18 protein-coding genes are annotated in these 20,581 nt (G+C 66.4%); 13 read left to right on the top strand and 5 right to left on the bottom strand.

Translation table 11 applies throughout. The features are described from left to right. The first annotated feature begins 3 nt into the window (after positions 1 to 3). Complete coding sequence (hflX, locus tag BT183_RS04360; protein WP_072339355.1) at positions 4 to 1,359, top strand: GTPase HflX; 1,356 nt, start codon at positions 4 to 6, stop codon at positions 1,357 to 1,359. Positions 1,360 to 1,371: 12 nt separating this feature from the next. Here hflX and mazG read toward each other — a convergent pair whose 3' ends face one another. Beyond that, entirely contained in the window at positions 1,372 to 2,298 is a 927-nt protein-coding gene (gene mazG, locus BT183_RS04355; RefSeq protein ID WP_342077876.1) for a nucleoside triphosphate pyrophosphohydrolase, read from the bottom strand. A gap of 140 nt (positions 2,299 to 2,438) precedes the next feature. Between mazG and BT183_RS21125 the strand changes: the two genes are divergently transcribed. The 7 genes from BT183_RS21125 (at position 2,439) to BT183_RS04320 (ending at position 9,954) form a co-directional block, all read left to right on the top strand. After that, complete coding sequence (locus tag BT183_RS21125) at positions 2,439 to 3,497, top strand: septal ring lytic transglycosylase RlpA family protein (RefSeq protein ID WP_280173908.1); 1,059 nt, start codon at positions 2,439 to 2,441, stop codon at positions 3,495 to 3,497. Positions 3,498 to 3,617: 120 nt separating this feature from the next. Continuing rightward, positions 3,618 to 4,775, top strand: a complete 1,158-nt coding sequence (locus BT183_RS04345) for a D-alanyl-D-alanine carboxypeptidase family protein (RefSeq protein ID WP_143145658.1) — start codon at positions 3,618 to 3,620, stop codon at positions 4,773 to 4,775. A gap of 27 nt (positions 4,776 to 4,802) precedes the next feature. Beyond that, the gene (gene tmk, locus BT183_RS04340; RefSeq protein WP_244545242.1) at positions 4,803 to 5,489 is read left to right on the top strand and encodes a dTMP kinase; all 687 of its coding nucleotides are present in this window, start codon (positions 4,803 to 4,805) and stop codon (positions 5,487 to 5,489) included. After that, positions 5,486 to 6,520, top strand: coding sequence for an AAA family ATPase (locus BT183_RS20985; RefSeq protein ID WP_072339347.1), 1,035 nt, complete (start codon positions 5,486 to 5,488; stop codon positions 6,518 to 6,520). The genes tmk and BT183_RS20985 overlap by 4 nt, the downstream gene beginning before the upstream one ends. Next, the gene (metG, locus tag BT183_RS04330; protein ID WP_072339345.1) at positions 6,517 to 8,064 is read left to right on the top strand and encodes a methionine--tRNA ligase; all 1,548 of its coding nucleotides are present in this window, start codon (positions 6,517 to 6,519) and stop codon (positions 8,062 to 8,064) included. The genes BT183_RS20985 and metG overlap by 4 nt, the downstream gene beginning before the upstream one ends. A 265-nt stretch (positions 8,065 to 8,329) precedes the next feature. Beyond that, positions 8,330 to 9,112, top strand: a complete 783-nt coding sequence (locus tag BT183_RS04325; protein WP_072339343.1) for a TatD family hydrolase — start codon at positions 8,330 to 8,332, stop codon at positions 9,110 to 9,112. Continuing rightward, positions 9,109 to 9,954, top strand: a complete 846-nt coding sequence (locus tag BT183_RS04320; RefSeq protein ID WP_342077869.1) for an MBL fold metallo-hydrolase — start codon at positions 9,109 to 9,111, stop codon at positions 9,952 to 9,954. The genes BT183_RS04325 and BT183_RS04320 overlap by 4 nt, the downstream gene beginning before the upstream one ends. On the opposite strand, the gene dgcA is transcribed toward BT183_RS04320, so the two are convergent. The 4 genes from dgcA to BT183_RS04300 form a co-directional block, all read right to left on the bottom strand. After that, complete coding sequence (dgcA, locus tag BT183_RS04315; protein ID WP_072339341.1) at positions 9,955 to 10,926, bottom strand: N-acetyl-D-Glu racemase DgcA; 972 nt, start codon at positions 10,924 to 10,926, stop codon at positions 9,955 to 9,957. A 441-nt stretch (positions 10,927 to 11,367) separates the two neighbouring features. Then, entirely contained in the window at positions 11,368 to 12,195 is an 828-nt protein-coding gene (locus BT183_RS04310; protein WP_072339339.1) for an ABC transporter permease, read from the bottom strand. Continuing rightward, a complete protein-coding gene (locus tag BT183_RS04305; RefSeq protein ID WP_084603244.1) occupies positions 12,192 to 13,145 on the bottom strand; it encodes an ABC transporter permease in 954 nt (317 codons plus the stop codon). Before BT183_RS04305 ends, BT183_RS04310 begins: the two co-directional genes overlap by 4 nt. A gap of 119 nt (positions 13,146 to 13,264) precedes the next feature. After that, positions 13,265 to 14,761: an ABC transporter substrate-binding protein gene (locus BT183_RS04300; RefSeq protein ID WP_072339337.1), complete on the bottom strand. Its 1,497-nt coding sequence runs from the start codon at positions 14,759 to 14,761 to the stop codon at positions 13,265 to 13,267. 252 nt (positions 14,762 to 15,013) lie between these two features. Between BT183_RS04300 and BT183_RS04295 the strand changes: the two genes are divergently transcribed. From BT183_RS04295 to BT183_RS04275, 5 genes are all read left to right on the top strand, one after another. Further along, complete coding sequence (locus BT183_RS04295; RefSeq protein ID WP_072339336.1) at positions 15,014 to 15,994, top strand: ABC transporter ATP-binding protein; 981 nt, start codon at positions 15,014 to 15,016, stop codon at positions 15,992 to 15,994. Next, on the top strand, positions 15,994 to 16,956 hold the full coding sequence (locus tag BT183_RS04290) for an ABC transporter ATP-binding protein (RefSeq protein WP_072341509.1): 963 nt from the start codon (positions 15,994 to 15,996) through the stop codon (positions 16,954 to 16,956). The genes BT183_RS04295 and BT183_RS04290 overlap by 1 nt, the downstream gene beginning before the upstream one ends. A gap of 534 nt (positions 16,957 to 17,490) precedes the next feature. Then, positions 17,491 to 18,513, top strand: a complete 1,023-nt coding sequence (locus tag BT183_RS04285) for a serine hydrolase domain-containing protein (RefSeq protein ID WP_072339334.1) — start codon at positions 17,491 to 17,493, stop codon at positions 18,511 to 18,513. Positions 18,514 to 18,554: 41 nt separating this feature from the next. Beyond that, entirely contained in the window at positions 18,555 to 19,670 is a 1,116-nt protein-coding gene (locus tag BT183_RS04280) for an anhydro-N-acetylmuramic acid kinase (RefSeq protein WP_072339332.1), read from the top strand. Next, positions 19,667 to 20,560: a DMT family transporter gene (locus tag BT183_RS04275; protein ID WP_072339330.1), complete on the top strand. Its 894-nt coding sequence runs from the start codon at positions 19,667 to 19,669 to the stop codon at positions 20,558 to 20,560. Before BT183_RS04280 ends, BT183_RS04275 begins: the two co-directional genes overlap by 4 nt. Positions 20,561 to 20,581: the final 21 nt, after the last annotated feature.

Below are 20,581 nucleotides of genomic sequence, written 5' to 3'. Positions count from 1 at the left end.
TTCATGGGTGACATCCACGAGGATGGTCGGGACGATGATGGCCTGATCGACCAGCGCGCCGCCCCCACACGTGCCGGGCTCATCATTCCCGATGTGCGGGGACAAGCCAACCTGCATGGGGTGGAGGCGCGCAAGGCCGAGTTCGAAGGTCTTGCCGAGGCCATTCGGCTCGACATCGCCTTTTCCGAGATCATGAAGGTGCGCGAGGTCCGTCCCGCAACATTTCTCGGGGCTGGCCACGTCGCGGAAATCACCAAGCGCGTCAAGGAGATGGGCGTCGAGCTCGTGCTGGTGGACACGGCGCTGTCGCCCATCCAGCAGCGCAATCTGGAGCGCGAGACGGGCGCCAAGGTGCTCGATCGCACGGCGCTGATTCTCGAGATTTTCGGTGAACGGGCTGCGACGCGCGAGGGCGTGCTGCAGGTCGAGCTTGCCCATCTCAATTATCAGAAGAGCCGACTGGTCCGGTCCTGGACCCATCTGGAGCGGCAGCGGGGCGGCTTCGGCTTCCTGGGCGGTCCGGGTGAGACGCAGATCGAAAGCGATCGGCGGCTGCTGCAGGAGCGCATTGCCCATCTCGAAGATCGCATCGAGAAGGTGCGCAAGACGCGAGCCCAGCAGCGCGGGCGACGCGATGCGGTGCCGTTCAGCACTGTCGCTCTGGTGGGCTACACCAATGCCGGAAAGTCGAGCCTTTTCAATCGGCTGACCGGGGCCGGCGTCTTCGCAAAGGACCTGCTTTTTGCGACGCTCGATACCACGATCCGCAAGATCGAGCTGCCGCATGGGCGCGAGGTGATGCTGTCCGATACCGTGGGCTTCGTTGCCGACCTGCCGACCGACCTGGTTGCTGCGTTTCGCGCCACGCTCGAAGAGGTGGTGGATGCCGACGTGATCCTGCATGTGCGGGACGTGGCCAATGCCGACCATGCCGCGCAGGCCAGCGACGTGCTGAAAGTGTTGGCGGAGCTTGGGGTTAGCGGCGAGAAGGTCGCGATCATCGAGGTCTGGAACAAGGTCGACATGCTCGAACGGGCCGGCGATGGCGAGCGACCCGCGCTGGCTGGCGTACAGCCGGCCGGGCGGGTGTTTGCCTCGGTGCCGGTCTCGGCCCAGACGGGGGAGGGCATCGACCTCCTGCTCCAGACCATCGAGCGGGCGATGGGCGCGGAGAGCCGGACCTTCAAGGTGCGCATCGCTCATCAGGATGGCGCCGATGTCGCCTGGCTCTACAGCCATTCGGAAGTCGTGAACCGAGGCGAGCCGGGCGAGACCGACCAGGTCTATGAGGTTCGGGTTGAACCTCGGCACAGTATAGCCTTCGCCGAACGGTTCGGGGACAGGTTGGAAAAAGATTGACCGAGCAGCGGCTTAGTCCCGCTTCTTGTCTTTCGCCCTGATCTCATTCCAGTAGCCGTCGAGCCGGTCTAGGCCAGCTTCGGCGGGGGCCACGCTATCTTCGCGGCAGCGCGATTCGACGTAATGGAATCGGCGGGTGAATTTGAGGTTGGCGTCGCGGAGCGCCGCCTCCGGATCGACGCCGAGCTTGCGTGCCAGATTGGCGACAGCGAACAGGAGATCGCCTACCTCCTCCTGCTTTTCCTCTTGTGTTTCAGCGGCTTGGACCTCGTCGAACTCCTCACGCACCTTGGCGATGACGGCCGGAATATCGGGCCAGTCGAAGCCGATCGAGGCGGCGCGCTTGGTGAGTTTCTGGGCGCGGGCGAGGGCGGGCAGGGGGGCGGGAACATCGTCGAGCAGGGAGGGGAGAGGGGCGTCAGGGCCTTGATTTTCGGCCTTTTTCCGACGTTCCTCGGCCTTGATGGCCTCCCAGCGACCCTGGGCGGCTTCGGCGTCGGCTTCTCGATTGGTGCCGAAGACATGCGGATGCCTGCGGATGAGCTTCTGGGTCACCGTTTCAATGACGTCGGCGATATCGAAAAGCCCGGCCTCCGCGGCCATTTGGGCGTGATAGACGGGCTGGAGGATAAGGTCGCCAAGCTCCTCGCGCAGCGCAACAAAATCGCTGCGCTCAATGGCGTCGGCGACCTCATAGGCTTCCTCGATGGTGTAGTGCCGGATGGAGGCAAAGTCCTGAACGATATCCCAGGGACAGCCGGTCTGAGGGTCGCGAAGGGCGGCCATGATGGCAACGAGGCCGTCGAGATCACGGGATGGCTGCATGGGGATAACTTTCGAACAGGGACGCGAATCGTGCCGAAACTTAACAGGCGGCACTGTGAGATACCGTGCGGGAATGCCGCAAAACCGTGGGAAATCGACGAAGTCGCGTGGCATGACGTGTCGAGATGCAGATCGCGGCAATTTGAATCAAATTAAGCGATGAGAAACCATGCCGACGCTTGGGGCGGGCGCGGGGCGAATGGGTCGTTTAGAGTGCGGCGATCGACGACCACCTCTTATATCGGACCGCCGAGTTGACCAGCCCCTCCCCGACCCGATCGATGACGCGCCGCATGCGCTTCGCCGCCCTTGCCGTCGTGACGCTGCCGCTGCTGGCCGCCTGTGGCGGCTTCGCCGATCTCGGAGCGTCCGTGAAGCGGGATGCGTTTTCGAGCAAGGAATTCGGCGTCAAGGTTTCGCCGCGCGTGACGAGCAATCCCAATCCGCCGCGCGGGGGTGGACGCTATCTCGTGGGCAAGCCCTATACGGTTCGCGGCAAGGTCTACACGCCCAGCGAAGACCCCAGCTATGAGGCTCGTGGCCAGGCCTCGTGGTATGGCTCGGACTTCCATGGCCGGCTGACGGCCAATGGCGAGATCTTTTCGGCCAATGCCATCACGGCGGCGCACCCGACCATGCCGTTGCCTTCGTATGCGCGGGTGACCAACACCGATACGGGGCGATCCGTGCTGGTGCGGGTCAATGATCGCGGACCTTACATGAGCGGCCGGGTCATCGACCTGTCGCACCGCGCTGCCGAGATCCTCGGCTATGTGGGGCATGGGGTGGGCAATGTGCATGTGCAGTATGTGGGGCCGGCGCCGCTCGAGGGCGACGACACCCGCATGCTGATGGCGAGCGTCGACCGGCAGACGACGCTCGAACGCGGGCGCACGATGATCGCGATGGTCGATCCCTCAATTCCTCAACCGCAGCCGATGCAGGGTCAGGGTCCCGGCAATCTGGGCGACATGGCGCGGGGCATGTTCTCGATGTTCGGCTACGCCGATGGCGCCGCGATGGCACCGGTAGAGACCGGCGCGGCCTCGGCAGCCAGCGCCATGGCCAGCGGCACCATCGCGCCGCCCCAGGGCGAAGCGATGCAGGCGTTGATCGGCAGCTTTGCGGCCGACAAGGCGCGCGAGACAGCCATGGCCTTTGCGCGGCTGGCGGCGGTGGAGCTGACTGAAATCACGCAGGACGGCACCCCGCGCACGCAGGTGAGCATCAGGGGCCTCAAGCCCGGCGTGGATCGCGCCGATGTGCTCGCCCTGGCCAGCGAACTTGGCCTTGGGGACATTGTCCTGTACTAGGCTGGGGTCTATTCCATAGGCTCAAAGAGCGCCGCGGCCCGGGCAGGGGCAGTGGCGAGATGGAGCCGCCGAGGCAGATCGGTTGCCCGCCGGATGCCAGCGGAAAGGGGAGGACGCCGCATGCGCGCCATGACCATAGCCTTTGCGTTCGGGATTGCGCTGGCAAGCTCCGTCTCGGGACTTGCCGTAAAGGCGCAGGACTTCAACACCAAGGCGCCCTTCGCCGTGTTGATGGACCACGAGACCGGCACGGTGCTGTTCCAGAAGGACGCCGACGAGCGGCTCGAACCGGCCAGCATGGCCAAGCTGATGACGGTTGCAGTGGTCTTTGACGAGATCGCACGCGGCCGGCTCAGCATGGACGAGGAATTCTTCATCTCCGAAAAGGCGTGGCGCGAGGGCGGCACCACCTCGGGCGGCTCGACCATGTTCGCCGAGGTCAATTCACGCATCCGCGTAGAGGACCTGTTGCGCTCGGTGATCATCCAGTCGGGCAATGACGCGGCGATCGCGCTGGCGGAAGGCATCGGCGGCACCGAGGAGACCTTCGCCAACATCATGAACCGCAAGGCCGAGGAGCTGGGGCTCGAAGGCTCGCACTTCACCAATGCGACCGGGCTGCCGGACCCCGAGCAATATTCGACGGCACGGGACCTCGCCGATCTGGGCCGCCACCTCATTCGCGATTATCCGGACTGGTACCATTATTTCTCGGAATCCGAGATGACGTGGAACAAGATCCGCCAGCCCAACCGCAATTCGCTGGTCGAGATGGGCATCGGGGTGGATGGCCTCAAAACCGGCCACACCCAGGCAGCCGGCTACGGCATCGTGGCCTCGACGACGCAGGGCGGCCGACGCCTGATCGCCGTGCTGCACGGTCTCGCCAATGAGCGCGAGCGGGCCGAGGAAGGGCGCAAGCTCATCACCTGGGGCACGCGCGGCTTCGAACTCGTGACGCTCTATGAGGGCGACGAGATCGTGGGCTGGGCCAATGTCTATGGTGGGGCCGACGGATCTGTGCCGCTGGTGGGCAAGGACAAGATCGAGCTCTTCATGCCGCGCGGCGCGCGCGATTGCCCGACGGGCACGATCACCTATGAGGGCCCGCTGCGCCCGCCTGTGGACGAGGGCGCGCAGGTGGCGACGCTCAACCTCTTCTGCAATGGCGATGCGGTGCAGCAGACCCCGCTTTATGCCGGCAAGACGGTGGACAAGGGCGACATCGTGCGCCAGGCCACCGATGCGCTGAAGCAGCTGGCGCTGGGCTGGCTGTGACGATCCCGGCGTCGAAAGGCGATGGCGATGCTTGACATGCCCGGGCGCGGCAAGGCGCGGTTCATCACCTTCGAAGGCGGGGAGGGGGTGGGCAAATCCACCCAGGCCAGGCGGCTCGTCGACAATCTCGCCAAGGTCTCGATCGGGGCGGTGCGGACGCGCGAGCCCGGCGGAACGCCACGGGCGGAGGCGATCCGCTCGTTCATCCTGCAGGGACGGCCCGAAAGCTGGGGTGCAGGGGCGGAGGCGGTGCTGTTCGCAGCGGCGCGGCTCGACCACGTCAAGCAGCTCGTGGCGCCCAGCCTCGAGAGCGGCAAATGGGTTGTCTCGGACCGCTTCCACGATTCCACCCGCGCCTATCAGGGGCTGACGGGCGGGGTGGAGGAGAAGCTGATCGCGGCGCTCGAGGTGCTGGCGCTCGACGGGCGCAAGCCCGACCTGACCTTCGTGCTCGACATGGACCCGGCCCTCGCCTTCGAGCGGGTGCGGGAGCGGGCGCCTGAAGAGGCTCTCGTTGCGACCGGCGACCGGTTCGAGAAGGAAGAGCTCGACTGGCACCAGCGGCTGCGCGAGGCATTTCTGGCCATCGCGCGCGACAATCCCGAGCGCTGCGTGGTGATACCGGCCAATCAGGGTGCCGAGGCCCTGGAACAGGAAATCTGGGACACGATCACGCGTCGCTATCCCGAGACGGTGGCCGGGCCGGGCGCGTGAGCGAGGACGCACCGCAACGCGAGGCCGACCACATCGAGGGTGTGGCGCCCCCGGAGCTGACGCCGACCCTGGTGGGGCACGAGGCGCAGCTCGCTGCCGTGCGCGATCAAATCGCGGCGGGGCGGCTGCCGAGCGGCATGATGATCCACGGACCGCTGGGCATCGGCAAGGCGACTTTTGCTTTTACGCTGGCGCGCGAGATCCTGACTGCGACGGGCGACGAGGATGCGCACCGGGTGGACGAGCAGGTGCGCGCCGGATCGCACCCCAATCTCTTCGTTTTGCGCAAGGCGCCGCGCGACACCAAGGGGTTCTATACCGTCATCCGGGTGGATGAGGTGCGTGCGCTCAAGGACCGGATGCACCATACGCGCGGGCGGGCCGGGCATCGGGTGGCGATCATCGACGCGATCGACGACGCCAATGCCAGCGCCGCCAATGCGCTGCTGAAAATCCTCGAGGAGCCGCCGCCCGACACCGCCTTCCTGCTGATTTCACACCGGCCCGGCGGGTTGCTGCCGACCATCAAATCGCGCTGCCACCAGATCGCGCTGAGGCCACTGCCCGATGCAGGGGTGCGCGCGGTGCTGGAGGCGGCCGGTGCACCGGCCCAGCGCATCGGCGATGCGGTGGGGCTGGCGCAGGGACGGCCGCGGCGGGGCTTCGAGGCGTTGAAGCTGGCCGATGCCACCGGCATCGCGGCCTTGCGGGGATGGCTCGAAAGCCCCGCGACCACCGAGCGCGGCAGCCAGCTGGCGCTGGCCGATGCGCTGGGCGGGGATCGCGATGGAGCGGCAGCACGGTTCGCGCGCGAATTGATGCTTGAGCGGATCGCGCAGGAGGCGCGCGATGCGGCGCTTGCGGGCCCCGAGGCGCGCAGGCGGCTTGCCTCAGCCTCCGAGCTATGGGAGAAGGCGCAGGCCCTTTTCTCGGATGCCGACAGCCTCAACCTCGATTTCAGGCAGACGCTGGTTTCGGTCTTCGACGCCATGAGGGCGCATTTTTCGCGCACCCCCGCCGAGCCCCGATGACCGCCAAGCCCTTTTATGTGACCACCGCGATCTCCTATCCCAATGGCGCCCCGCATATCGGGCATGCCTATGAAATGATCGCCACCGATGCCATCGCCCGCTGGAAGCGGCTCGAGGGGCGTGAGGTGTTCTTTCTCACCGGCACGGACGAGCACGGCATCAAGATGGTGCAGACCGCCGCGCGCGAGGGCGTGACCCCGCGCGAACTGGCGGATCGCAACTCGGCCGAGTTCAAGCGGCTGGCGGGCGTGCTCGAGATCTCGAACGACGATTTCATCCGCACCACGGAACCGCGCCACCACGCAGCGAGCCAGGACATCTGGAAGCGCATGGCGGCCAGCAGCAATGGCGATATCTTCCAGTCGACCTACAAGGGCTGGTATTCGGTGCGCGACGAGGCCTATTTCGACGAGGCCGAGCTGACCGAGAAGGACGGCAAGCGCTTCGCGCCTTCGGGCGCCGAGGTGGAGTGGGTGGAAGAGCCGACCTATTTCTTCCGCCTCTCGGCCTACCAGCAGAAGCTGCTCGACCTCTACGAGGCCAATCCCGATTTCATCGCGCCGCGGGAGCGGCGCAACGAGATCATCTCGTTCGTAAAGGGCGGGCTGCAGGATCTCTCGATTTCGCGCACCACCTTCGACTGGGGCATCCCGGTGCCGGGGGCGGATGGGCATGTGATGTATGTGTGGGTGGACGCGCTCACCAACTACATCACCGGGGTCGGGTTTCCCGACGACAAGAGTGAGGCTTTCCGCACCTTCTGGCCGGCCGATCTGCATGTGATCGGCAAGGACATCATCCGCTTCCACACCGTCTACTGGCCCGCCTTTCTGATGAGCGCGGGGCTCGAGGTGCCGCATCGCGTCTTCGCCCACGGGTTTCTGACCGTGGATGGGCAGAAGATGAGCAAGAGCCTCGGCAATGTCATCGATCCCTTTGCGCTGGTTGAGGAATTCGGGGCCGACCCGGTGCGCTATTTCTTCCTGCGCGAAGTGTCGTTCGGGCAGGACGGGGATTATTCCAACGAGAAGCTGATCAACCGCTCGAATGCCGATCTCGCCAATAATTTTGGCAATCTGGCGCAGCGCTCGCTCTCGATGATCCAGAAGAACTTCGGCGGCGTGCTGCCCGAGGCGGCGCCGGCCGATGTCGATCTCGCGATCCTTACGCTGGCGCGCGAGACCATCGGCAGGATGACCGTCGCGATGGACCAGCAGCTGGTGCATGAGGCGACGGCGGAATTCGTGACGCTGCTCAACGCCGCCAACCTCTATTTCGCCGAGCAAGCGCCCTGGGGGCTGAAGGCCGACCTTGCGCGCATGGGCACGATCCTGACCGTGACCGCCGATGTGGTGCGCCGGGCCGCGATCGCCGCGCTGGCCTTCGTGCCGGCTTCGGCGGCCAAGATGCTCGATGCGCTTGCGGTGCCAGAAGCAGAGCGGACCATCGAGCGGGCCGGGGCCGAGGGTATCGGGCTGGTGGCCGGCACCCAGCTGCCCGTGCCGCAGCCGGTGTTCCGCAAGTTCGAGGTGCCCAAGGCGTGACGGGGGGCTTGGGTGCGGTCCTGCGGGGCGAGAGCATCGTGGCACGCCTCGTCCTTCGAGGCTGCGGCTTCGCCTTCTCACCTCAGGATGAGGCTGTTGCGGGCGGGAGGGGGGCTGTTGCGGCGCCGATGGGGGCTGGGCGTTCAACCCAACCTCGGGGTCATTCCTGCGAAAGCAGGAATCTCCGTTCACTTGGCCAGCATCGTCAAACAGAGAGTCCTGCTTTCGCAGGAATGACGCGGTGGGTGGAAGGCGGATCGACGTCATGCTGATCGACAGCCATTGCCATCTTGATTTCGAGCAGCTGGCGGCGGATTTGCCGGGGGTGTTGGCGCGCGCCGAGGCGGCCGGGGTGACCGGCATGGTGACCATCGGCACGCGGGTGGAGCGGTTTGCGACCATTCGCGCCATTGCCGAGGCCAATGAGCAGGTGTGGTGCACGGTGGGGACGCATCCGCACAATGCCCACGAGGAACTGCATGTATTGACAAAGGACCTGATCGGGCTTTCCGAGCATCCGCGCTGCGTCGGCATCGGGGAGGCTGGGCTCGATTATTTCTATGACAACGCGCCGCGCGAGGCGCAGGCAACGGGGTTGCGGCGCCATATCGCGGCAGCGCGATCCACAGGTCTTCCACTGGTTATCCACAGCCGCTCGGCCGATGAGGACATGGCCAACATATTGAAGGATGAGGCGGAAAAAGGCGTTTTCCCCTTTGTTCTCCACTGCTTCACCGCGGGGCGCGAGCTGGCGCGGACAGGGCTGGAGCTGGGCGGGTATCTCTCGTTTTCGGGCATCATCACCTTCCGGAATGCCGAGGAGATCCGGGCCGTGGCCCGCGAAGTGCCGGCCGACCGGTATCTGGTGGAAACCGACGCGCCCTATCTCGCGCCGATCCCGCATCGCGGGGCGGACAATGAGCCGGCCTTCGTGCGGCACACGGCGGAAAAGCTGGCAGACGTGCGCGGGCTGAGTCTCGAGGCGCTGGCGGCGGAAACGACAGCCAATTTCGGGCGGCTGTTCAGCAAGACCGGGGTCGGGGCGTGACCGGGCAGCGGATCATCGCGACCATCATGGGTTGCGGCTCATCGGGCGGGGTGCCGCGGCTGGGCAATAAATGGGGCGATTGCGACCCCGTCAATCCGCGCAACCGGCGGCGGCGCTGCGCGCTGCTGGTGGAAGCCTTCGCGCCTGGCGTCGAGACGCCGACGCGGATCATCGTCGATACCGGCTGCGACCTGCGCGAGCAGTTGCTCGATGCGCGGGTCGGGGCCGTGGATGCGGTGTTCTACACCCATGAGCATGCGGACCACACCCATGGGATCGACGATCTGCGGGTGCTGGCGCTCAACAGCCGCAAGCGGGTGGACGTCTATTTCAGCCAGGAGGCGGCCAACCGCATCGTCTCGGCCTTCGCCTATTGCTTCACCGCGCCGCCCAACAGCGAATATCCGCCGATCCTCAACCAGAACATCATCGAGCCCGGCGAGACCGTGACGGTCACCGGCGCCGGCGGCCCGCTGACGGTTTCGGCCTTCCGGCAGGTGCATGGGAACATCGACTCGCTGGGGTTCAGGATCGGGCGCTTCGCCTATTCCTGCGATCTCTCGGGCATTCCGCCCGAGTCGGAAGCTGCGGTGAGCGGCCTCGATGTGTGGGTGCTCGACGCGCTGCGGCGCACGCCGCATCCGAGCCATCTGAGCCTCACGGAGTCGCTGGCGCTGGTCGACCAGCACAGGCCCAAGCAGGCGGTGCTGACCAACCTGCATATCGATCTCGATTATGAGACGCTGCGTGGGGAAACGCCGGATTTCGTCGAGCCGGCCTTCGATGGCATGCGCATCGATGTGAGCGCGGGCCGCGTGCTGACGGATACCAGCGCCGGCTGATCAGCCCCAGACTTCGGTGCCAAAGGGCGCGATGACGCCATCTGTGATGGCAAGACCAGGCTCGCGATCCTGCGCGAGCAGCAGTGGACCATCGAGATCGACCCAGCTCGCGCAAGGCGCGAGCAGCAGGGCCGGGGCCATGGCCAGCGACGAGCCCACCATGCAGCCCACCATGATTTTGAGCCCCGCAGCGCGCGCGGCCTGCGCCAGCGCGATGGCTTCCGTCAGCCCGCCCGTCTTGTCGAGCTTGATGTTGATGGCGTCGTAGCGGCCGGCGAGATCGCCGAGATGGGCATGCACGCTCTCATCGGCGCAGATGGGCACGGGGTGCGCGATGGTGGCGAGCGCCGCATCGTTGGCGGCGGGCAGGGGCTGTTCGACGAGCGCGATGCCGAGGCGGGCGCAGAGCGCGAGGCGCGCAGGCAGCACATCCATCCGCCAGCCCTCATTGGCATCGACCACCAGCCGGGTCTGCGGGACAGCGGAGCGGATGGCGGTGAGACGATGCTCGTCACCTTCGGCGCCCAGCTTGAGCTTGAGAAGAGGCAAATGGGCGGCCCGACTCGCGGCCTCAGCCATGGTCTCGGGCGTGTCGAGGCTGATGGTGAAGCAGGTGGCGACAGGGGCTGGCGCGGGCAGGGTGGCAAGGTCGGCGACGCGGCGGCCGGCGCGTTTTGCCTCCAGGTCCCAGAAGGCGCAATCGAGCGCATTGCGGGCGGCGCCGGGCGGCAGAGCCGACTGTAGCGCCGTGCGGTCGAGGCCTGCGGCGATGGCTGGGGCAAGCGCATCGATGGCGGCGCGAACACCCTCCACGGTTTCGCCATAGCGGGCATAGGGCACGCACTCGCCACGGCCCTCATGCGTCCCATCGCTCAGGGTGGCGTTGACCACCACCGCCTCGGTCTTGGAGCCGCGCGCGATGGTGAAGCGCTGGCGAAGCGGGAAGCGGTCGATGCTGGTGGTGAGGCGCATGGCGAGCGTTCTGGTGGTGGGGGTTGGGTTTACATTGATTGAACGTGTCTTGCGATCGCGTTTGGGGCAAGGCCCCCTCACCCGGCCTTCGGCCGACCTCACGCCATTCGAGCGTAGCTCTCATGGCCTTCTCAGCTTCAATCCGTCCACCGGACGGATTGCCCGGCTCCGCCGTCGCTTCGAAGCCCCCGAAGGGAGAGGTGGTGCAAGGGCCGCTGGAACAGTGCGCGATTAAATTGAGGGGCACCCTTTACCTCTCCCTTTGGGGGAGAGGTCGGCGCGTAGCGCCGGGTGAGGGGGCCTTGCCAGGCTCGCTGCGGCTTGCCGCGATCCCAGAACTGCATTCGCCTTCGCGGGAATGACCCCGTGGGCGGGGCGGTAATGACGCAGGGGGTGAGCGTGGGGATGGCACCGTCGGTGGAGCGGGGATGCGGGCAGACCTTAATCGCGTCCTCTCAGGCGGGGGTCGAGGGTGTCGCGGAGGGCGTCGCCCAGGAGGTTGAAGCCGAAGGAGAGGAAGAGGATGGCGAAGCCGGCAAAGACGGCAGGCCAGGGGGAGAGCAGGAGGAAATTGCGGCCTTCGGACAGCATCAGCCCCAGCGAGGGCACGGGCGGCTGGGCGCCGAGGCCGAGGAAGGACAGCGAGGCTTCAACGAGGATGGCGGCCGAGAGCAGCAGCGAGGTCTGCACCAGCGCCACCGAGGCGATGTTGGGCAAAAGGTGCAGGAAGATGATGCGCATGTCGCCCGCGCCGATCGCCTTGGCGCCCAGCACATATTCGCTCTCGCAGATGACGAGGGCCGGCCCGCGCAGCAGGCGCGCGAAGATGGGCGTGTAGACGATAGCGATGGCGATCGCCGCGCTCCACATGTTGGGGCCGAGCACGGCGATGACCGCGATGGCGAGCAGCATGATGGGGAAGGCGAAGAGCACATCCATGAAGCGCATGACGATGCGATCGAACCAGCCGCGATAATAGGCGGCGAGCATGCCGAGCGAGCCGCCGGCGAGGAGCGCCATGACCACGGCGGCCAGGCAGGTGAGCAGCGAGGTGCGGTAGCCATAGAGAATGCGCGCGAAGACATCGCGCCCGAGCTGATCGGTGCCGAGCCAGTTGAGCGCGTTGGGGCCCTTCATGCGCTGCACCATGACCTGCACGAAGGGATCGTGCGGGGAGACGATGGGCGCGAAGATGGCGAGCAGCACCTGGATGGCGACGAACACCGCCGCGAAGGTGAGCAGCTTGTTCTGGCGGAAAAACGCAATCATCGCCGCGAAATCCGGGGGTCGATGACCGCATAGAGCAGGTCAACGAGGAAATTGACGATGACGAAGCCGGCCGTCATCACGAGGATGGTGGCCTGCACCAGCGGGTAATTGCGCTCGGAGATCGCGCCGAGCACAAGGCGGCCGAGCCCGGGAATGGCAAACACCTGCTCGATGACGATGGCGCCACCCAGGAGATAGCCGGCCGAGACGCCGACGCTCGTGACGAAGGGAATGAGCGCATTGCGCAGCGCGTGCTTGTAGACCACGACGCGGCGCGGCGCGCCCTTGGCCTTGGCCGTGCGCACATAATCCTGCCCCAGCGCATCGAGCATGGCCGAGCGCACGAGGCGCGAGAGATTGGCGAGCATGGGCAGCGAGAGGGCGATGACCGGCAGGATCATGCGCGAGAGATTACCCAGCGGATCCTGCGTGAAGGGCACGTAGCCGAGCGCCTGCCAGCCGGGGAACAGCTTGGAGACCATGAAGATGGAAACGATGCCGAGCCAGAAGGACGGGATGGTGAGCCCGGCGATGGCCCCGACGCGCACAGCCACTTCGCTGCCACGCCCGCGCGCCTGCGCCATGAAGGCGCCGAGCGGAATGGAGAAGGCGGCGCCGAACAGCACCGAGAGCAGGGTGAGCTCGATGGTGGGCCAGATATTGGCGGCAATTTCTTCGGAGACGGGCCGGCCCGTCCAGATCGAAGTGCCGAAATCGCCCTGGAGGACGCCCGAGATCCAGACGAAATACTGCTCGATCATCGGCCGGTCGAGCCCCAGCCGGCCGCGCAGTTCGGCGATGCTTTCGGGCGTGATCTCGGTATTGGCGCCCAGCATGATGGCCACCGCATCGCCGGGGATGAGGCGGATCATCAGGAAGACCACGATGGAGATGCCGAACAGCACCACGACGAGATCGATGAGCCGGGCGAGGAAAAAGCGCAGGGGCATGGATGGGCCGTTCCGCGAGGTGCACCCTCGTCCTTCGAGGCTTTGCTGGCGCAAAGCACCTCAGGATGAGGGCGCCCCGGATGAAGGCTACGGGCTGCGCGGATGGCAGCCCGCAAGGATCAGTTGAGCGTCACGTCGACGAGGCTGGTGAGGCGGCCGTTGGCGTAGATTTCGAAGCCCTGCACGGCGGCGTTCACGGCCGTGAAGTAGTTGCCATAAGCGATGTGCGCGGCCGGGCCCTGGCAGGCCAGCTTGGTCTGCACCTCGTCATAGGTGGCCTTGCGGGCCGCCGCATCGGTCTCCGACCGGCCGGCATCGAGCCAGCTGTCGATCTCGGCATCGGAGTATTTGAAGACGTTGGTGGAGCCGCCGGTGCGGAAGGTGCGGTAGAAATATTCATCCGGATCGGGGCTGCCGCCATTGGCCGAGGCGAACATGTCGAAATTGGAATTGCGCCAATCCTGCACGAACTGGCCGATTTCCTGGTTCACAAGCTCGACCTCGATGCCGACGGCCGCAAGCTGCTGCTGCACGACCTGGGCGATGTCGCGCACGTCCTGACGCGGCAGAACGGGCATGGTGACCTTGACCGGGGTGGTGACGCCGGCTTCGGCGAGCAGCGCCTTGGCCTTCTCCACATCCTGCGTGTAGCAGGCATATTCGGAGGTATCGATGGCCCAGTTGACGAGGGCGGGCGAGAGCGGGCCGGCCGGCACGCCGGCGCCGAACAGCGCGCCCTGGATGATCTCGTCACGGTTGAGCGCGTAATTGACCGCCTCGCGGACGCGGGCATCGGTGAAGGGGGCGCGCTCGGCGTTCATGCCGATGAGGGTGTAGGAGAGGTCGCGGGTTTCCTCGACCGTGACATTGGGCTGGCCCTGGAGCTGGAGCGCCGTGGCCGGATCGATGCCAGGCAGGAGGTGATACTGGCCCGAGGTGACGCCGACCTGGCGGGTGGCGGACTCAGGCACGAAGTTGAAGGTGACGCCTTCAAGCGACGGCTTGCCGGCCACGCGGTAGTCGGCATTGGCCTCGAGGCGGATGAAGCCATTGGGCTGCCACTCGACGAACTTGAACGGCCCGGTGCCCACCGGCACCTGCTGGAGCGCTTCCTTGTTGGTCTCGGCTTCGGCCGGCACGATGGCGACGGTGGAGAGCGAGGTGAGGATGGGCGCGAAGGGCGCATCCATGCCCAGTTCGATCGTCAGCGGGTCGACGATATTGATCGATGTGATCGGCGTGACGCGGCTGGCGAGCGGGGAGGCGATATCGGCCGACTGCACGCGGCGGATCGAGGCAGCGACATCCTCGGCATCGAAGGCGGTGCCATCGTGGAAGGTGACGCCGGCGGCCAGCTTGAAGGTATAGGTCTTGCCGTCTTCCGAGATCGTCCAGCTTTCGGCCAGGGCCGGGACCACCGAGAGGTCCTGCGCGATGGCGGTAAGGCCTTCATAGATGTTGTTCTGCACGATCACGACGCTGTTGAAGGCGGTGATCAGATGCGGATCGAGCCCGGCGGGCGAGGAATCGATGGCCACCTGCAGCGGCGCAGCGACGGAAGCGCCAGCCAGCATGGTGCCTGCGAACAGGGACATGGTGAGCGTTTTGAACGACATGTTACCTCCAAGAGCGTTCGTCGTGCAGCTTCATGGCGCGACCCGAAAGCAGCGGCGCCAAAGCGCGGACCCCTCCGCGTCAGGAAAGCCTAGCACAAGCCCAATCTAATACCAATCATAATACCAGTCTGGACAACCCTCACGCTATGGTACAAATTCGGCTCGGGCAAGCGCCTCGAAAGCCCCCGGAATGCGGGGGATCGAGGAGCGGGCCGCCCCGCTCCATCAAGAGGAGCCCGAACCGGACCGACCATGCCCACGCCGTCTTCCTTTCCGCCGCTGCTCGCCATCGAGGGCCTCGAGATCGCCGCGCATGGTCGCCCGATCCTCGAGGGGGTCAATCTCACCATCGGCGCCGGCGAGATGGTGGGGCTGGTGGGCGAGAGCGGTTGCGGCAAGTCGGTGACCGCGCTCTCGATCATGCGGCTCATCGCCGAACCGCCGATGCGGATCACCGGCGGCAGCATCAGGTTCAAGGACAAGGACATCCTCGGGCTCGACGAGAAGGGGCTCGAGGCGCTGCGCGGCGACGAGATCGCGATGATCTTCCAGGAGCCGATGACGAGTCTCAATCCGGTCTTTTCCATCGGCGACCAGATCGCCGAGACGGTGCGGCTGCATCGCCCCGTCAGCCGCAGAGACGCGCTCGACCGGGCGGCGGAACTGCTGGGGCGGGTGGGGATACCCTCGCCCAAGGCAGCGCTGGAGCGGTTTCCGCACCAGCTTTCGGGCGGGCAGCGGCAGCGCGTGATGATCGCGATGGCGCTCGCCTGCGACCCCGAGCTGCTGGTGGCCGACGAGCCGACCACTGCGCTCGACGTGACGGTGCAGGCGCAGATCCTCGAACTCATCGACGATCTGCGGCGCGAAAAGGGCATGGCGGTGCTGCTGATCACCCATGATCTGGGGGTGGTTTCGAGCTATTGCGACCGCGTGGCGGTGATGTATGGCGGGCGCATCGTGGAAGAGGCGCCGGCCGAGCAGCTCTTTGCGCATCCGATGCACCGCTATACCGAGGCGCTGCTGCGCACCATTCCTGCCTCGAACCCGCCCGGAACGGCGCTGCCGGCCATTCCCGGCACGGTGCCGCCGCCGGGCAAGCGGCCGAAGGGCTGCACCTATCACCCGCGCTGCCACGCCATGATCGGGGTGTGCGCCGAGACGCTCCCGGAGCTTGAAGGCGAGGCCCACAAGGTGCGGTGCTGGAACCCGGCGGAAAGGCCGGCACCCTGATGGACAACACTGCGCTGATCGCCGTCGAGGGGCTGACCAAGACGTATCCGGGCGCCAATGGCGCGCGGGTGAAGGCGGTTTCCGAAGTGTCGTTTGCCATCGCGCCGGGCGAAGTGCTGGGCGTGGTGGGCGAATCGGGTTGCGGAAAATCGACGCTGGGACGGGCGCTGCTGCGCCTGATTGAGCCCGACGGCGGAGCCATCCGCTTTGATGGCAAGGACCTCATGACGCTCTCTAAAAGCGGCATGAAGGCGGCGCGGCGCGACCTGCAGATCGTGTTCCAGGACCCGTTCGGTTCGCTCAACCCGCGCCACACCGTGGGCGGAATCATAGGCGAACCGCTGGTGGTGCATGGCATTGGCACGAGCGACAGCCGGCGGGCACGGGTGGCCGAACTGCTCGGGCTGGTGGGGCTGCCCGAGGATGCCGGCAAGCGCTTTCCGCATGAGTTTTCAGGCGGGCAGCGGCAGCGCATTGCCATTGCCCGGGCTCTGGCGCTCGAGCCCAAGCTGATCGTGGCCGATGAGGCGGTGTCTGCCCTCGATGTGTCGATCCAGAGCCAGATCATCAACCTGATCGCCGATCTGAGGCGTCGGCTCGGACTCTCGATCCTCTTCATCAGCCATGATCTGTCGGTGATCCGGCACGTTTCGGACCGCATCGCGGTGATGTATCTGGGCCGGATCGTCGAGATCGGGCCGGCCGAGGCGATCATGGAAAGCCCGCGCCACCCCTATACGCAGGCGCTGCTTTCGGCCATTCCGCGGCCGGGCGAGGGCAGGGCGCGCCAACGCACCGTGCTCAAGGGTGAATTGCCCGATCCCGCGAACCCACCCACCGGCTGTGCCTTCCATACACGGTGCCCGATGGCGATGCCGGTGTGCAGCGCCGACCGCCCGGCGCTTGTGCGGCGCGAGGGCGGCGTGGCCGATGTGGCGTGCCATTTGTATGAGGCGGCGTGATGGGTGGGGTGGATGGCTAGGTTCAGCGCAGGCGGCAAGGCCCCCTCACCCGGCCTTCGGCCGACCTCTCCCCCGAAGGGAGAGGTAAAGAACGGATGGGGTAGTGGGACCGATTCACCTCTCCCTCTGAGGCAGAGGTCGCGACGCAGTCGCGGGTGAGGGGGCCTTGGCCCGGAATTGGCAGACCTCTCCCCCGAAGGGAGAGGTAAAGAACGGATGTGGTAGTGGGACCGATTCACCTCTCCCTCTGGGGGAGAGGTCGCGACGTAGTCGCGGGTGAGGGGGCCTTGGTGGCGAGCGGTGGATATGGTGATTTCTGGCTGCGGAATTTTGGGTTTGGGGTGCGCAATTGCGGCGGTCAGCGCAAGCGGCAAGGCCCCCTCACCCGTCCTTCGGCCGACCTCTCCCCCGAAGGGAGAGGTTAAGTGGGGCGCTCTTCACCTCTCCCTTTGGGGGAGAGGTCGGCGCGGTAGCGCCGGGTGAGGGGGCCTTTGCCCGGGATACGGATGGAAGTGACGACAACAAAAGATCAGCATGACAGCCACTGAGAAAACCCTCGACAGCATCGCAGACCTTGCATTTGCGCCCGTGGCCGACGCGATAGCCTCGGGGCGGATACCGGGTGGGGTGCTCGGGCTCGTGACGGCCGATGGGCAGCGGGTGCTACGTCATGCCGGGCGCGCGCAAATCGTGCCCGAGAGCCGGCCGATGAGCGAAGGCACGTGGTTTGACCTCGCCTCGATGAGCAAGGTGATCTTCACGACGACGCGCATTCTCGCGCAGGTCGATGCCGGGCGGATCGATCTCGATGCGCCGATCACCAGCGTGATTCCGGACTTTCGCCAGTATCATCCCGATTGCTGGGAACGGCAGGTGACGTTCCGGCAGTGCCTGGGGCACCAGACGCCGTTTCCCGCCGTCGAGCCGCTCTATACCTATGGGCAGGACCCCGCGACGCTGCGCGCCTTCGTGCTGCAACGCGAGTGGCGGCAGGGCATGCCGGCCTATTCGGACATCAATTTCATCCTGCTCGGCATCGCGCTGGAACGGCTGGAAGGCCGGATGATCCGCGACTTTCCGCTCGAAACCGGCTTCTCGTGGCGCCCCGAGCCGGGCGACACCGCCGCCACCGAATATTGCGCCTGGCGCGGCAGGGTTATGGTGGGCGAGGTGCATGACGAGAACTGCTATGCGCTCCAAGGCTCGGGCCATGCCGGGCTCTTCGGAACGGCGGCAGGCGTGCTCGATTTTGCGCAGGGGCTGCTCGACGGGCAGAGGGCTTCGGCCAACGCCATTCGCCTGATGCGCACCCCGATCTCCGCGCGGCGCACCCATGGCTGGGAGCACCCCTATATGGGCTGGTCGGGCGGCACGAGCTGTTCGGTTGCAACCATCGGCCACACCGGCTTCACCGGCACGGGGCTGTGGATCGATTTTGAGGCCGGGCTGGCCTGGACGCTTCTGACCAACCGCGTGCATCCGAGCCGGCATTTCGACAGCGGCATCTTTGCGCTACGGCCAGCCGTGGGCACCATCATCGGCGAGGCCCTGCGCTAGGCCTGATCATAACGGCCGAAACGGCCGCGAGGGAGGAACGGGTGGAACCCATCTGGGCAGTCGGGCTGATGACCGGCACCGTGCTGGACGGCAATATCGACGTCGCCATGCTCAAGACCGACGGCGTGACGGTGACCGAATTCGGCCCGTGGACGCTGGCGCCTTATGGCGAGGATGTGCGGGCGCTGCTGGTGGACACCGTGGCTGCGGCGCGCGCCTGGAACTTCGAGGGGCCCGAGCCGGCGATATTTGCCGATGCCGAGGCGGCGCTGACCCGGGCGCAGGCCAAGGCGGTGCGGGCGCTGGTGGAATCGAACGGGCTGCGGATGAGCGAGATCGGCGCCGTGGGGTTTCACGGGCAGACGGTGCTGCATCGCGCGCCGACGGCAACGCGTATCGGCGACACCCGCCAGCTCGGCGACGGCGCGCTGATGGCCGAGATGCTGGGCACCAAAGTGGTCTATGATTTCCGCACCGCCGACGTGCGATCGGGCGGGCAGGGCGCTCCGCTCTCAGCGAGCTATCACGCGGCGCTGCTGCGCGCCCTGGGCACGACTGGCGACACGGCGGTTCTCAATCTGGGCGGGGTGGCCAACATCACCTGGTGGGATGGCGCCGACGCCGTGATCGCCTTCGACACCGGCCCGGCCAACGCCCCGATCAATGATTTCGTGCGCGAGCGCGCCCTGGGTGAAATGGACCGCGATGGTCGTTTGGCGCTCGCCGGCACGGTGGACGAAGAGCGGCTGGCACGGCTGCTCGAGCATCGCTACATGACCGCGCCATTCCCCAAATCCCTCGACCGGTTCGATTTTTCGGCCGCGATGGCCGAGGGGCTGACTGACACGGACGGTGCCGCGACGCTGACCGCCTTCACCTGCGCCGCCGTGGGCAAGGCGCTCGACCTGCTGCCGCGCCGGCCGGACCGGCTGATCGTGTGCGGCGGCGGGCGGCGCAATCCGGCGATCATGGCATTGCTGCCCCAGCGCGCGGGTGTAAAGGCCATTCCGGCCGAGGCGGTGGGCTGGCGCGGCGATGCCATCGAGGCGGAGTGCTTTGCGCTGCTGGCGGTGCGGCGTCTGCGCGATCTGCCGATCAGCTTTCCGACCACCACCGGGGTCAAGACCCCGATGACCGGCGGCAAGGTGGCGGGGTGAGCGCCAAACCCACGGTTCGGCCGGCTGCCGCAGCGCCACGGGCGCTGGGGCTCGCGGCGCTCGGCATGGCCGCCTTCACGCTGCTCGACGTGGTGGTAAAGGCGCTGGCCCCGACGATACCCACGGCGGAACTCGTGTTCTTCCGCTTTGGCGGCACGGGCGTCATCCTCGGCATCTATATCCTCGCGTTCCGCAAGGCCTGGCCGCGCCGGGAGCTGCTGTGGCGCCACGCCGCGCGCGCCGTGCTGGTGGGCCTCACGGCGATGTCGTTCTTTTACGCGCTGAGCGGATTGCCGCTCGCGCTGACCACGGCGCTCGCCATGACCGGCCCGGTCTATGTCGGGGTTCTGAGCGCGATTTTCCTGCGCGAGACAATCACGGGCGCGGTGATGACGGCCGTGGCCATGGCGCTGGTGGGATCGGTGGTGATCGTGCTCGGCAACAGCGAGGCTGGGCTCGGCGGGACTACCAGCTGGCTGGCGTGGGCGGCGGCGTTTGCGGCGCCATTGTTTTATGCTGGCGGCATCGTGCTGCTCAAGGTGCAGGCCTCCGATGAGCCGGCCACGGCGATCACCTTTGCGCAGGCCATGATGGTGGCGGCCGCTGCGCTGCCGGCGACGATGGCGACGGGCTTCGTGATGCCGCAGGGCGTCGAATGGCTGATGGTGGTGGCGCTCGGGGTGCTGGGCACGGCGGGCTATCTGCTGTTTGTCGTTGCGCTCAAGATGATCCCGGCCTCGCTGTTTGCGCTCGTAGACTACACGGCGCTGCTCTGGGCGGCGATGTTCGGCTATGTGTTTTTCGGTGAGGTGCCGGGCCTGACCCTGTGGATCGGCGGCGCGATCATCATCGCGGCCTGCGTGGTGGGCCTGCGCGGCGCCAGAGGCTAGTCAGCGACAGCCGTTGCGGAT

Source organism: Devosia enhydra (assembly GCF_900119845.1).
Lineage (GTDB): Bacteria > Pseudomonadota > Alphaproteobacteria > Rhizobiales > Devosiaceae > FPKU01.
Note: the sequence above shows the minus strand (reverse complement) of the source record. Positions and strands in the feature narration are given on the sequence as shown.

Bases quoted from the DNA above. Each gene is read 5' to 3' on its own strand.
- hflX (WP_072339355.1), top strand. From the start codon at position 4: ATGGGTGACATCCACGAGGATGGTCGGGACGATGATGGCCTGATCGAC.
- mazG (WP_342077876.1), bottom strand. From the start codon at position 2,298: ATGCCACGCGACTTCGTCGATTTCCCACGGTTTTGCGGCATTCCCGCA.
- BT183_RS04345 (WP_143145658.1), top strand. From the start codon at position 3,618: ATGCGCGCCATGACCATAGCCTTTGCGTTCGGGATTGCGCTGGCAAGC.
- tmk (WP_244545242.1), top strand. From the start codon at position 4,803: ATGCTTGACATGCCCGGGCGCGGCAAGGCGCGGTTCATCACCTTCGAA.
- metG (WP_072339345.1), top strand. From the start codon at position 6,517: ATGACCGCCAAGCCCTTTTATGTGACCACCGCGATCTCCTATCCCAAT.
- BT183_RS04325 (WP_072339343.1), top strand. From the start codon at position 8,330: ATGCTGATCGACAGCCATTGCCATCTTGATTTCGAGCAGCTGGCGGCG.
- dgcA (WP_072339341.1), bottom strand. From the start codon at position 10,926: ATGCGCCTCACCACCAGCATCGACCGCTTCCCGCTTCGCCAGCGCTTC.
- BT183_RS04310 (WP_072339339.1), bottom strand. From the start codon at position 12,195: ATGATTGCGTTTTTCCGCCAGAACAAGCTGCTCACCTTCGCGGCGGTG.
- BT183_RS04305 (WP_084603244.1), bottom strand. From the start codon at position 13,145: ATGCCCCTGCGCTTTTTCCTCGCCCGGCTCATCGATCTCGTCGTGGTG.
- BT183_RS04300 (WP_072339337.1), bottom strand. From the start codon at position 14,761: ATGTCGTTCAAAACGCTCACCATGTCCCTGTTCGCAGGCACCATGCTG.
- BT183_RS04295 (WP_072339336.1), top strand. From the start codon at position 15,014: ATGCCCACGCCGTCTTCCTTTCCGCCGCTGCTCGCCATCGAGGGCCTC.
- BT183_RS04290 (WP_072341509.1), top strand. From the start codon at position 15,994: ATGGACAACACTGCGCTGATCGCCGTCGAGGGGCTGACCAAGACGTAT.
- BT183_RS04285 (WP_072339334.1), top strand. From the start codon at position 17,491: ATGACAGCCACTGAGAAAACCCTCGACAGCATCGCAGACCTTGCATTT.